Origin of the sequence: Sphingomonas jejuensis, from assembly GCF_011927695.1 — a bacterium.
Classification (GTDB): domain Bacteria; phylum Pseudomonadota; class Alphaproteobacteria; order Sphingomonadales; family Sphingomonadaceae; genus Sphingomonas_K; species Sphingomonas_K jejuensis.
Genome location: NZ_JAATJE010000001.1, coordinates 768,287 through 780,127, shown reverse-complemented (window position 1 = coordinate 780,127; position 11,841 = coordinate 768,287). Strand labels below are relative to the sequence as shown.

The window sequence follows — 11,841 nt, the reverse complement described above, 5'->3', positions numbered from 1 at the left end:
CTGCCGCCCCATTGATCCTGCCACCATGTGCGTTACAGGCGCGTGCATGATCCGCGACGACGAACCCGCCACCGATCGCGCCCTGCGCGACGCCCTTGTCCACACGCTCGGCATCGATGCGGACCGCGTCGCGGCCTTCACGAACGACACGCCGCTGTTCGGCGCGCTTCCGGAGCTCGACTCGATGGCGGTCGCCGGCCTCCTGACCGATGTCGAGGACCGCATGGGCATCGTCATCGAGGATGACGAGGTCGACGGCGAGCTGCTGGAGACGTTCGGCTCGCTGAAGCAGTTCGTGCTCACCAAGGCGGCCGTCTGAGCCCGCGCGCTCAGGCCGCCTCCGCTTCCTCCACCCGCTCCTCGAAATCCAGCTCCTGCAGGTAACGCTCGGCGTCGAGCGCAGCCATGCAGCCGGTGCCCGCCGCCGTCACCGCCTGGCGGTAGATCTTGTCCTGCACGTCGCCGCACGCGAACACGCCGGGAATGGCGGTGCGGGTCGATCCCGTCTCCACGACGACATAGCCTTCGTCGTCCAGCTCCAGCTTGCCGCGGAACAGCTCGGTCGCGGGATGATGACCGATCGCCACGAAGCCGCCGTCCACCGCCAGCGTCGACGGCTCGCCCGTAACCGTGTCGACCAGGTCGATCGCGACCAGCCCGGCATTGCCGCCGCCGTCCACGAACTGCTCGACCCGCTTGTTCCACAGCACCTTGATCTTGGGGTTGGCGTGCAGCCGCTCCTGCAGGATGCGCTCGGCCCGCAGCCGGTCGCGGCGGTGAATCAGCGTCACGTCGTCCGAATGGTTGGTCAGGTACAGCGCTTCTTCGACCGCGGTGTTGCCGCCGCCGATCACCGCCACCTTCTTGCCGCGATAGAAGAACCCGTCGCAGGTCGCGCAGGCGCTGACGCCCTTGCCCTTCAGCGCGTCCTCGCTCGGCAGCCCCAACCAGCGCGCCTGCGCGCCGGTCGCGATCACCAGCGTGTCGCCCTCGTACACCTGCCCGCCGTCGCCGATCAGGCGGAACGGCGCGCTGTCCAGCTGCGCCTCGACGATATGGTCGTAGATCATGCGCGTGCCGACATGGACGGCCTGCGCCTCCATCTCCTGCATCAGCCATGGGCCCTGGATCACGTCGCGGAAGCCGGGGTAATTCTCGACGTCCGTCGTGGTGGTCAGCTGGCCGCCCGGCTGGATGCCCTGCACGACGATCGGCTTCAGACCCGCGCGCGCGCCATAGATCGCCGCCGACAGGCCCGCCGGGCCCGATCCCAGGATCAGCATACGGGTCTTCATGATGTCGGCCATGGGGGGCAAGCGCTCCAGGTTGGGTGGTTCCCGTCCAGATAAGCGCTTGCCCGCGCCGCGGCAACGCGCCGCGTCAGAAGCGGATGCTGCCGCCCACCCGGATGTCGCGTCCGGCCAGCGGCGCATAATCCTTCAGGAAGGATGCGTGGCGCCGCGCCTCCACGTCGAAGATGTTGTTTGCCGCCACGCGGATCGCGAACGCGCCTTCCGGGCCGCCCGGGCGCCATTCGGCCCGCGCGTTCACCAGCGTGTAGGCCGGTGTCTCGGTCTCGAACTGCGCGATCCGCTCCTGCTCGGTCACATGCTCCACCTCGCCGCGCAGGTCGAAGCTGTTGGTGCGATATTCGATCGCGCCGAGCGCGCGGAGCGGCGGAATGAACGGCGCCGGGCCGACATCGTCCAGGGTCACCCGCACATAGTCGGCCAGCGCCTCGACGCGCACCTCGCCCTCGCCGATCCGGGCCAGCCTGGCGCTCACCTCGCCCTCCAGGCCCCACTGCTCCGCACCGGCAGACTGGTAGGCATAGACGGGCAGGCCATCCTCCTCCTCGCCGGTCGGTGCCTGGAAGATGAAGTTGCTGAAGTCGTTGTAATATCCGGACACTTCGAACCGGAAAGCATCGCCGCCGCCGCGCAGCACCAGTTCGGCACCGTTCGACCGCTCCTTTGCAAAGTCCGCATTGCCCACCTCGAACGCCTGGGTGGCGAGATGCGGGCCGGCCGCGTACAGCTCCTCGACGGTTGGGGCGCGCTCGGTGTGGCTGAGGTTCAGGCCCAGCCGCACGGTGTCGGCCAGCCCGACGCTGCCGCCGATCGATCCGCTGAACGCGTCAAAGGTCCGCCGGTCCCGCTCGGTGCCCAGTGCCTCGGATGCCTGCGATTCCGTTGTCGTGTTCTCGTACCGGCCACCCACCTCCAGCCGGACGGCGCCCAGGTCGAGGTTCTGGACCGCAAACAGCCCCACCTGCGCCGTGCTCGTCGGCGGCAGAAATGCTTCCTCGCCGATCACCGTGAAGTCGCGCGTCATCAGCTGCGCGCCAAACGCCCCGCTCCAGGCGCCCTGCCGGCGCTGCACGAACTCGAGCCGTGCTTCCGCGCCGTCGTTCAGGAAGGTCGTGGCGATCTCGCCCGTGTCCTCGATCTCGAAATGGCGGTAATCGCCATATCCGGCGCGCAGGCGGATGGCGTCGAACGCCCCGGTCGCCGGCGTGATCTCGGCGCGCAGGTCGACGCGATCCTGGCGAACGTCCAGCGTCGGCGCTTCCGCCTCCTCGCCGGGCTCCAGCGGGAAGCGGATCGGCACGCCGTAATTGTTGTCGAGCCGGCTGAACGACACGCCGATGTTGCCGCCCTCCGCGACATAGGCGACGCCGCCGCCGAACTCGCTCTGCTCCGAAGCCGTGTTGGGCAGGCGGCCGCGCAGGGTCGCCAGCTCCTGCACCTCGGCGTCCGGCGATGCCGCCGCGGCCGCGCGCAGCGGCCGGCTCAGCAGATATCCGCCGGTGCGCAAGTCATCGGTCTTGGCATAGCTGCCGTCGAGATGGACGACGAAATTGCCGCCGATCGCGACATCGACGATGCCTGCCGCTCGGCGTTCCTCGGCCGCCGATCCGTAATCCGCATTCGCCTCCACATGGACCGTCTCGGCCGGCACGCTGCGTGGGATGCGGGTGCCGAGCACGTTCACCACGCCACCGATCGCCGCCGAGCCGTAGAGCAGCGCCGCCGGGCCACGCAGCACCTCGATGCGCTCGGCCAGCAACGGGTTGATCGCCACGGCATGGTCGACCGACGACGACGACGCATCGAAGCTGCCGATGCCGTCGGTCAGCACGCGGATGCGATCACCCTGGAAGCCGCGCAGCACCGGCCGCGACGCGGTCGGCCCGAACGAGGTCGCGCTGACGCCCGGCAGCTGCGCCAGCGTCTCGCCGATCGACGTGCGCCGCGCCGCATCCAGGTCCGCGCCGGACAGGACGGACACGCCGCCGAGGAAATCCTCCCGGTTGCGCGACAGCGCAGTGACGACGATCGTCTCGGGCTGGTCGGCATGATGATCGCCATCGGTGCCGGTCGTCGTCTGCGCCGCCGCCGGCGCGGCGATGGCGGCGATGCTGCCCAGAAGGGCGAGGCGAAGCGTGTGGGTCATGTCTGTCACTCGTGGCTGAAGCTGGCGCCTCCCACCACGTTACAACATCACATGTCAAGTTCGCTTCGTCTGATCTCGGGCAAGCACTGCGGCAGCGCAATCTGGCTCTGCATTCACCTGAGTGAGTGGCGCGTGAGGACAGTCTACCGCATCCGCCACCGCGCAATCACGCGGCGGCGGACTGCGCGGTCAGGCCGTCAGCGGGCGCCGGCGGCGGAGTGTCGATCCGACAAGGCCGAAGCCGCAGACCATCGTCGCCCATGTCGCCGGCTCAGGCACCGCACCCAGCGCGGCCGGCACGAACGGCACGCCATAGTTCACCGGGCCTTCGGTCGGCGGCAGCGGCGGCAGCGGGCTGCCCGACAGGTTGAACGCGAACGGGACGGACACCGCGTCATACTCGCGGTTGATGATCGGCGTGCCATCGTCGGCAAAGGCTGCGAACGACGCCATCCGCGACAGGATCGTGCCGTTGTTGCGCGGATCGCCGAAGGCGACCTGCAGGCCGCTGCAATTGGCGACATCCTCGCACACGCCGTTGCCGGTCATGAAGTAGAAGGCTGAATAGGTGACGATCTTCGACTGACCCGCGCCGAGCAGACCCAGTTCAAGGTTCAGCGGCGTCCAGCTCCAGTCGACGACGCGGCCGTCGCCAATCGTCTGGTCGTTGTAGTTGTTGAACGGCACGCCGCCCGTCGTCTCGACGAAGATGTCCTCCGCATTGACGTTGCCGAAGGCCGAATACAGCAGCTCCGGGATATTTTCCTCGAACGGATCGGTGTCCTGCTGCGTGACCCGGAAATCGAATCCGCCAGTGGCGCGGGGATCGTTGCCGATCCGGGCAAGGTGACCGGGGGTGATCAGCGAGTCGAAGCGCAGGTTGACGGCCTCGGTGCCGGTGTTCGTGACCACGAACCGGATCTCCGTGCTCGACGCGATCGCGCACTGACCGACGCAATAATCATTGTGCAGGAAGAAGAAGCCGCCGCTGTCCGCCTCGCCGACCAGGTCGATCCCCGCCTCCGAGTCGGCGCCGGGCACGCCGGACCGCTGGATCAGCGTTTCGCGCGATCCGCCGGGCAGCTCGCTCGGCAGGGTAAAGGGCGTGAAGGACAGGCCATAGGTGTTGGTGACCCGCACCGTCTCGACGATCGCGGCAGGCGCTGCGCCGGCGCACAGCAAGGCGGCCCCCGACCCGATGATCGCGCGCAGAAACACTGGCTTGGACATGACTTTCCCCCCGGAAATGATGGTTAGCGCTATAGCAGGATTTCGGGGGACGTGCGACTCCTCAGCGTTGTCCCAGGCGCGCGCATTGGTCCCGCACTCCGCCCACTGCCGCCGCCGTCGCATCGATCCGCTGCTGCAGCGACAATGCCGACCGGCACGCGGCCCGCGCCTCGCCCGCACGGCCACCGCCCGACAGCACCCGGGCGCGCAACAGCAACAGTTCCACCTGGTCGGGATCGTCGGGGCCATAGGCCTCGTCGTAGATCGCTTTGGCCGTCGCGATCCGGCCCAATGCGGCGTCCGTTCGCCCGGCGGCCGCCTCCGCCTCGGCGGCATAGAAGGCGACGTCGCCGATCGCCGGGGCATCCGCGCCGTACAGCCGCCGGTAGATCGCAGCGGCGCGGTCCAGATCGCCAAGCGCGCGGTCCGGCTCCCCATTGGCCGTCCGGATCCGCCCCGTCAGCAGCAGCGATGCGGCCACGAATGGATGGTCGGGCTCCAGCACCCGGCCGAAGATGCCTAGCACCTGCTCCATGCGCTGCTGCGCGATCGCGACACGTCCGAGCTCGAAGTCGACAAAGGCGCGGTTCTGGATGGCCTTGGCCGTGGACACATGATCCCGGCCGAACTTCGCCTGATAGGCCGCCGCCGCCGCCGCGAACAGCTGGTCGGCCTCGTCATACCGGCCCAGCCGCCCCCAGGCATCGGCCTCGTTCATCCATACCCGACCCAGCGCCTCGCGCTGGTCGCCCGGCAGCTCGGTCAGCAGACGCGCCGCCTCCGCCAGGTTGCGCTGCGCATCGGCATAGTTCCCGTCCAGCACGTCCGCGCGTCCCCTCGCCTCGGCCAGCGCCGCGTTGATTGCGGGGGCATAGCGGGCGCCCTGATCGGTCGCAGCGACGGCGGCCGCAATGGCGCGGCGCATGGCGGCCAGGTCGCCGCGGTTGTACGCGACGGACGCGAGCTTCAGCGCGGTGACCGCCCGCTCCTCGCCCCGCGCAGGAAGCCGGCTCAGCGCCGCCCGGTAATCCCGCGCCGCTTCCTGCGGCAGGCCGAGATTATAATAGATCTCTCCGGTCGCACGCAGCAGCCGGGCACTCACGCCGGGCTGGTCGCTCAGGTCGGTCGCGGCGCTGCGGCTGGCGCGCTGCAGGATGGTGAGCGCGGTGATCGTGCGCGGGTTCTCGGTCGCCGGGTTGGCGATGTTGAACGTGCCGATCAGGAACGCGAGGCTCCGGTCGGCAAGCTGGCGTTGCCGCTCCGCCACGCGGCGCTGCCCTTCGGCATAGATCGCCAAGCCGATCGTCAGCACCGCGATGGCGAGCGACCCGGCCGTGATCCACAACAGCCGGCGTTGCCGCCGCGCCGCGTCTCGCCTGACCAGCGCGTCGAGCGGAACGTCCGCGATCCCCGCGATCAGCTTCAGGAGCGCGAGCCGCCGCCCATCCTTGCCCGGCCGCATGTCGGCTGCGATCGGCTCGGCGGGCGTGTCCGACAGCGCGCCGTCCGCGCCGATCCGGAAGCGGAGCGCGGGCGGGAAGCATTCCTGCTCCGGATCGCCCGGCTCGCCCGACACGATCAGCGCGAGCACGCGGTCCTCGCCGTGCAGGCGCTTGAAGCTCAGCACCTCCTCATTGACCCAGCGCGACGCCGCCGCGCGCGGGCTGCACAGCACCACCAGCGTCCGCGCCGCCGCGAGCGCGGCCCTCAGTTCGGAGCCGAGATCCCCGCTCGCCGGCAGCTCGTCACGGTCGCGGAACACCGGCGGCAACCGCCGCGCCGCCGGGCCGAAGCGCGTCTCGCGGCCGACCAGCGCGCGCGGCAACCGGTATGTCTCCAGCCTGTGGTGCAGCCATCGCACGGTGGCCGCATCGGCATGGCTGTAGCTGATGAAGGCCGCATATTCGCGCATCGTGCCTCCCCCAAGGCCGGCAGGATGGTGACAGAGGGGTGGGCTTTTCTCAAGCCGGTAGCCGGCGCGCGATATCGCGAGCGGAAGGGAAGCGCCGGCGCGAACGGCGATCCCGCCTTGTAAAGCATTCCGTCGGGATCGTCTGGGCAAACCCGGCCCCAAACGGACCGATCAGAGATTGAGGCAGGTTAAGCAGTTGGCGTCCTGATACAATCCACAGGGTTAACGGGCCCTTAGGCATGTCTCCGTTGCGGCAGGGGGCCGCGACAAGAGGGGGATTACCAATGCGTTTCTTCGCAACCGCGCTGCTTGCCAGCGCAGTCTTTGCCGCGCCCGCGTCGGCGGCCGTCACCATCACCGGCAACATCACGCCGAACGGCACCAGTGACACCTTCTTCAATTGGATTGGCGGCGACTTCTCGGTTGCGGTTGATCCGGCTGCGCTCAACGGCATCCCGGATCCGGAGTTGTTCCTGTTCGCCGATGACGGGTCGGCCAGCGGCGCGCTGACGGGCACGCTGATTGGCCGCGACGACGATAGTGGGGACGGCTTTGGCGCTCTGTTCACCGGCTCGCTTGCGGCCGGAAACTATGTGCTGTCCGTCGGCACCTTCAACTTCACCCAGAATGAAGCGCGGCGGGGCACTGCGGATTACACGCGCGGTGAAACTCGTTTTCGGGCAACCTTCAGCGACGGTGTGACCATCAACCGTGGTCCGGTCGGCGCCGTGCCGGAGCCCGCCACCTGGGCAATGATGATCGGCGGCTTCGGCCTCGTCGGCTCCGCAATGCGCCGCCGCCGGCAGACTACCGCGGTCACCTTCGCCTGACGCCCAAGACGACGGATCGGCATCGACCGGCGCATGTCGGGGTGCCGATCCGTCACCGAACCAACCATCCGACGCGATGGAGGGGCGTCACTTGATCCAGATCATGGATCGCTGACACGATGGTCTTCGCGGGGCTGGCGGAACTCGAACTAAAGCTCGGTATGGCAGCTCCCGAGGTTGCCGACAGTATCAGTCGGCGCATTATGATCCGGCGCGTCACCATCACCGCCGAGCAGCGCACGTCCGATCACTCCGACGGCCTGAGCGCCCACCTCACTCTTTGTTTTGAAAATGGTAGCGGAGGAGGGACTTGAACCCCCGACACGCGGATTATGATTCCGCTGCTCTAACCAGCTGAGCTACTCCGCCCCGATGCCACTTGGGGCCTGTCGCGCCGCAGCGCGGAGGCGGCCTATAGCAGCCCATTCCTCGCGGTCAACCGATGCCGGCGCGACGCCCGCAGCTCAGGCGAACCGCGCCTCGAACAACGGCTCCCACGGGCCGCCGCGATAGGCCCACGCGGCAAGGCCGTGGATGCGGATGGCGCGCGGGCGGAAGTCGGCCGACATCGCCGCCTGCAGCGCCTTGGCGGCGTCGCGCGTCACCTTGTTCTGGATCGTGATGTGCGGGCGCCAGCCTTGCGCGTCCTGCGCCGTCAGCGATCCGTGAAAGGCATCGGCGATCCGAGCGCGGATCTCGACCAGCCCGGGGCTCTGGATGCCCAGCGCGGTGCCCCCGCCCAGGTCCAGGATGCGCGCGACGCTCGCGTCCGGCGCCGCGACGCCGCGCGTCTCGTCGACGATCCGGCGCTTCAGCTCGGGCGCGGCAGACGGCGGCAGCGCGTGGAACATCGTCAGGTGCGCGGCCAGCTGGTTGCGCTCCGGCGGGAAATGCGCCTGCCGCAGGTCGTCGGCCCAGCGGTGGTCCTCCGGCCCCAGCATCGCCGTCAGGATCAGCGGGGCCGTGTCGCTCACTCAGATCTCGACCTGGCTGCCGAGCTCAACCACCCGGTTCGTGGGCAGGCGGAAGAATTCCATCGGGCTCGCCGCGTTGCGCAGCATCCAGGAGAACAGCTTCTCCCGCCAGATCGCCATGCCCGGCCGCGACGACGGCAACAGCGTCTGCCGCGCAAGGAAGAAGCTGGTGTCCATCATCTTGAACTCGGGCCCGCATCCGGTCAGCCGCTTCAGCGCCGACGGCACGTCCGGATCCTGCATGAAGCCATATTTGACCACCAGCCGGTGGAACCCCTGCCCCAGGTCTTCCAGCATGCAGCGATATTCGGGCTGCACATAAGGGACGTCGGCGATCTTCACCGTCAACAGCACCACCCGCTCGTGCAGCACCTTGTTGTGCTTCAGGTTGTGGAGCAGCGCGTGGGGCACGCCGTCGGGGGTGGAGGTCATGAACACGGCCGTCCCCGGCACGCGCGTGGCCGAATTGGCGGCCGACTGCACGAAGATCTGCACGGGCATCGCCGCTTCGCGCATCCGCCCGATCATCAGCGCACGACCCTTGGCCCAGGTCGTCAGCAGCACAAAGGCGATCAGCCCCACCAGCAGCGGGAACCAGCCGCCATCGGGCACCTTGGTCATGTTGGAGAAGAAATAGGCGCCGTCGATCAGCAGGAACACGGCCAGGAACGCGCCCGTGCCCCAGGCCGGCCACGACCACACGCGGTGCAGCAGCACCGCCACCATGCAGGTGGAGATGAACATCGTGCCCGTCACCGCAATACCATAGGCCGCGGCCAGGTTGGACGATTCCTGGAACCCGACGATCAGCAGCAGCACCATCACCATCAGCGCGGTGTTGACGCTGGGAATGTAGATCTGGCCGGCCGCCGACGCGCTGGTGTGGTCGATCCTGAGGCGCGGCATCAGCCCCAGCTGCACAGCCTGCTGCACGACGGAGAAGGCGCCGGTGATCACCGCCTGGCTGGCGATGACGGTGGCGCAGGTGGCAAGCAGCACCAGCGGCAGGCGCAGCTCGTCGGGCGCCATCATGAAGAACGGGTTTTCCGCGGCCTCCGGCTGATCGAGCAGCAGCGCGCCCTGCCCCAGATAATTGAGCATCAGCGCCGGAAACACGATGTAGAGCCACGCGACGCTGATCGGCCGGCGCCCGAAATGGCCCATGTCGGCATAAAGCGCCTCCGCCCCCGTCACCGCCAGCACGACTGAGCCGAGCGCCAGGAAGGCGAGCCAGCCGTCGGTCACCGCGAACTGGTAGGCGTACCAGGGATTGAGCGCGAGGAAGATGTCCGGCCGCCCGACGATGTTCACCACGCCGAGCACGGCGAGCGTCACGAAATAGGCCAGCATGATCGGGCCGAACAGGCGCCCGACCTTGGCGGTGCCGATCGACTGGATCAGGAACAGCCCGACCAGGATGGCGGTGGCGATCGGCAGCACCAGCCAGTCCAGCCCCTCGCGCACGGTGGTCAGCCCCTCCACCGCCGACAGCACGGAGATGGCGGGCGTGATCATGCAGTCGCCGAAGAACAGCGCGGTCGCCAGCACGCCGAGAATGACGAGGCTCGCCCCCCATTTCTTGGTGCCCGACGATCGCTGGATCAGCGCCAGCAGGGCCAGGCTGCCGCCCTCACCGTTGTTGTCGGCGCGCAGGATCAGGAACACATATTTGATCGTCACGATCAGCGTCAGCGACCAGAAGATCAGGCTGATCACGCCGAAGATGTGGAGCGGGTCGACCGTCAGCGGGTGATGGCCGACGAACGTCTCCTTCATGGCATAGAGCGGGCTGGTGCCGATGTCGCCGTAGACCACGCCGATCGCGCCGAAGGCGAGCGCGGCCAGGCCCTGCCGCTCGTGGTTGTGGGCGCCATCTTCAACCGGTCGATCGCTGGGCATCATCCCGGTCGGAACGGCCGGGGCCGCAGGCTCACCCATCGTGCTCATGCTCCAAAACGCCCTGGGGAGGGGCGGCGCGCGGCCTAGCACCGCCACCTATGCCCCGCAACGGCGACAACCGCGCCCGGCCGCGTTATGGCGCCTTCAAAATCGTACAATGGAGCTGAAGATGCGAGTCGGTGTCCCGAAAGAGATCAAGAATCACGAATACCGCGTCGGCCTGACGCCCCCGTCCGTCTCCGAACTCACCGCCGCCGGCCACGAGGTGATCGTGGAGACGCGCGCCGGCTCCGGCATCGATTTCGACGACTCGGACTATGTGGAGGCCGGCGCCCGCATCGTCGGCTCGGCTGCCGAGGTGTTCGACCAGGCCGAGATGATCGTGAAGGTAAAGGAGCCGCAGGCGTCCGAGATCGCGATGCTGCGTCCCGATCACCTGCTCTTCACCTATCTTCACCTCGCCGCCGACAAGCCGCAGGCCGAAGGGCTGATGCGCTCGGGCGCCACCTGCATCGCCTATGAAACGGTGACGGCACCCGGCGGCGGCCTGCCGCTGCTGAAGCCGATGTCGGAGGTCGCGGGCCGCATGGCCGTGCAGGTCGGCGCCCATTATCTCGAAAAGGAACAGGGCGGCCGCGGCGTGCTGCTGGGCGGCGTCCCCGGCGTCGCGCCCGCGCGAGTCGCCATCCTGGGCGGCGGCGTGTCGGGCGTGAACGCGGCGCAGATGGCGGTCGGCATGCGCGCCGACGTCACCATCTACGACGTGTCCAACGCCCGCCTGGCCGAGCTCGACATGTTCTTTTCCAACCAGATCAAGACGGCGTTTGCGTCCAAGGCGGCGATCGCCGCGGCGGTGTCGCGCGCGCACCTGGTGATCGGCGCGGTGCTGATCCCGGGCGCCGCGGCGCCCAAGCTCGTCACCCGCGACATGCTGAAGACCATGAAGCGCGGGTCGGTGCTGGTCGACATCGCGATCGATCAGGGCGGCTGCTTCGAGACGTCGCGCCCGACCACGCACGAGGATCCCGTGTTCGAGATCGACGGCGTCATCCATTATTGCGTCGCCAACATGCCGGGCGCTGTCGCCCGCACCTCCGCCTTTGCGCTCAACAACGCCACCCTGCCCTTCGTGCTCCGGCTGGCGGCGGACGGCGCGGAGGCGGCGATGGCCGCGAACCCGCATCTGGCGGCCGGCCTCAACGTGTCGGGCGGCAAGATCCGGCACAAGGCGGTCGCCGACGCGCTCGACCTGCCGTTCGCGGCCTGACGGGAACGGAGCGGGAACGGGCGCGTTCTGCGGGGGCAAGGAGATCATCATGGCAGAGACCGAGAACCCCAAGACGCACCCCACCTCCAATGCCGAGAAGAACCCGGACGACTGGACAACGGGCGACGAGGCCATGACGGGCGCGCAGGCGTCCTACCTGAAGACCTTGAGCGAGGAAGCGGGCGAGCAGTTCGACGACACGCTTAGCAAGGCCGAGGCGTCCAAGCGCATCGACGCGCTTCAGGAACAAACCGGCCGCGGAAAGGACTGATC

At 68.4% G+C, this 11,841-nt stretch carries 11 protein-coding genes and 1 tRNA gene; 5 read left to right on the top strand and 7 right to left on the bottom strand.

Features of this window, described 5'->3' with window-relative positions; genetic code table 11:
• Positions 1-46 precede the first annotated feature (46 nt).
• Positions 47-319: an acyl carrier protein gene (locus GGR88_RS03930; RefSeq protein ID WP_167953195.1), complete on the top strand. Its 273-nt coding sequence runs from the start codon at positions 47-49 to the stop codon at positions 317-319.
• Between the two features lie 10 nt (positions 320-329).
• Here GGR88_RS03930 and trxB read toward each other — a convergent pair whose 3' ends face one another.
• The 4 genes from trxB to GGR88_RS03910 all read right to left on the bottom strand — a co-directional run bounded on the left by trxB (position 330) and on the right by GGR88_RS03910 (position 6,598).
• Positions 330-1,307 carry a thioredoxin-disulfide reductase gene (gene trxB / locus GGR88_RS03925; protein WP_425338459.1) on the bottom strand — a complete coding sequence of 326 codons (978 nt, stop codon included), beginning with the start codon at positions 1,305-1,307 and terminating at the stop codon, positions 330-332.
• A 73-nt stretch (positions 1,308-1,380) separates the two neighbouring features.
• Entirely contained in the window at positions 1,381-3,456 is a 2,076-nt protein-coding gene (locus GGR88_RS03920) for a TonB-dependent receptor (protein ID WP_167953193.1), read from the bottom strand.
• 189 nt (positions 3,457-3,645) lie between these two features.
• A complete protein-coding gene (locus GGR88_RS15195) occupies positions 3,646-4,686 on the bottom strand; it encodes a PEPxxWA-CTERM sorting domain-containing protein (RefSeq protein WP_245196434.1) in 1,041 nt (346 codons plus the stop codon).
• A 61-nt stretch (positions 4,687-4,747) separates the two neighbouring features.
• Positions 4,748-6,598: a toll/interleukin-1 receptor domain-containing protein gene (locus tag GGR88_RS03910; RefSeq protein WP_167953191.1), complete on the bottom strand. Its 1,851-nt coding sequence runs from the start codon at positions 6,596-6,598 to the stop codon at positions 4,748-4,750.
• A gap of 239 nt (positions 6,599-6,837) precedes the next feature.
• Here GGR88_RS03910 and GGR88_RS15190 point away from each other — a divergent pair, with 239 nt between their 5' ends.
• Positions 6,838-7,428, top strand: a complete 591-nt coding sequence (locus tag GGR88_RS15190) for a DVUA0089 family protein (RefSeq protein WP_167953189.1) — start codon at positions 6,838-6,840, stop codon at positions 7,426-7,428.
• Between the two features lie 119 nt (positions 7,429-7,547).
• Positions 7,548-7,742 carry a hypothetical protein gene (locus GGR88_RS03900; protein WP_167953187.1) on the top strand — a complete coding sequence of 65 codons (195 nt, stop codon included), beginning with the start codon at positions 7,548-7,550 and terminating at the stop codon, positions 7,740-7,742.
• On the opposite strand, the gene GGR88_RS03895 is transcribed toward GGR88_RS03900, so the two are convergent.
• From GGR88_RS03895 to GGR88_RS03885, 3 genes are all read right to left on the bottom strand, one after another.
• Positions 7,721-7,797: transfer RNA gene (locus GGR88_RS03895), tRNA-Met, on the bottom strand. The two genes, GGR88_RS03900 and GGR88_RS03895, sit on opposite strands and share 22 nt — an antisense overlap.
• 95 nt (positions 7,798-7,892) lie before the next feature.
• Positions 7,893-8,402, bottom strand: a complete 510-nt coding sequence (locus tag GGR88_RS03890; protein ID WP_342449709.1) for a 2'-5' RNA ligase family protein — start codon at positions 8,400-8,402, stop codon at positions 7,893-7,895.
• On the bottom strand, positions 8,403-10,301 hold the full coding sequence (locus tag GGR88_RS03885; protein ID WP_167954339.1) for a potassium transporter Kup: 1,899 nt from the start codon (positions 10,299-10,301) through the stop codon (positions 8,403-8,405).
• Positions 10,302-10,470: 169 nt separating this feature from the next.
• Here GGR88_RS03885 and ald point away from each other — a divergent pair, with 169 nt between their 5' ends.
• Together ald and GGR88_RS03875 are read left to right on the top strand one after the other, a co-directional pair.
• Complete coding sequence (gene ald, locus GGR88_RS03880; RefSeq protein ID WP_167953185.1) at positions 10,471-11,568, top strand: alanine dehydrogenase; 1,098 nt, start codon at positions 10,471-10,473, stop codon at positions 11,566-11,568.
• Between the two features lie 49 nt (positions 11,569-11,617).
• Positions 11,618-11,839, top strand: a complete 222-nt coding sequence (locus GGR88_RS03875) for a DUF3072 domain-containing protein (protein ID WP_167953182.1) — start codon at positions 11,618-11,620, stop codon at positions 11,837-11,839.
• Positions 11,840-11,841: the final 2 nt, after the last annotated feature.